The sequence below is a fragment of the Streptomyces murinus genome, from assembly GCF_002154555.1.
Classification (GTDB): Bacteria; Actinomycetota; Actinomycetes; order Streptomycetales; family Streptomycetaceae; genus Streptomyces; species Streptomyces murinus.
The window spans coordinates 1-529 of the sequence record NZ_MUNF01000984.1 but is presented as its reverse complement, the minus strand read 5'-3'; the positions used below and the strand labels follow the sequence as shown (position 1 = coordinate 529).

1 protein-coding gene is annotated in these 529 nt (G+C 76.7%); it reads right to left on the bottom strand.

The window, feature by feature from the left end; all coding sequences use genetic code 11:
* Positions 1-464 (bottom strand): hypothetical protein (locus CCN72_RS37120; RefSeq protein WP_086812678.1); only part of this gene is annotated, 464 nt, incomplete at its 3' end.
* Positions 465-529 lie beyond the last annotated feature (65 nt).

The following is a 529-nucleotide window of genomic DNA, read 5'->3' as shown; positions in this document are numbered from 1 at the left end:
GCGGGCCAGGGGCGGGCCGCCTGGCGGGCGGTGGTCAGGCCGAGGGTGAAGAGGATCAGGATGTTCAGGGTGAAGGCGGGGTATTCGACGCCCTTGGCCGGCCACCACCCCCAGCCCGCGCCCGCCAGCAGGAGGACCGTCGGCACCACGGCCGCGACCAGCGGCCACTCGTTGCGCAGGGCGCGCAGGCCGTCCCAGCGGCGGTGCGGGGTGCGCTCGGCGATGTAGTGGGCGTAGCCGTGGGCCAGGGCGGAGGCGAGGGCGGTCACCAGCAGCCACAGGGCGTCGTAGCGGCGGGTCGCGGGCGTGCTGGCGCCGTACCGGGTGAGCGCGGCGACCATCGAGCTGGCGAGGACGGAGCCGTAGACCCCGCCGAAGAGGAGCGCCTCGCGGGTGCTGTGCCCGCCGGGGCGCGGCCCGTCCTCCACATGCCCGTGGGCGTCCGCCGCGGTCGAGTCGGCCATGTCTTCCACGATCGCCCTCGGCCCAGGCACCCGCCAGTCCGCCCGGCCCGCACGCCCGCCAGTCC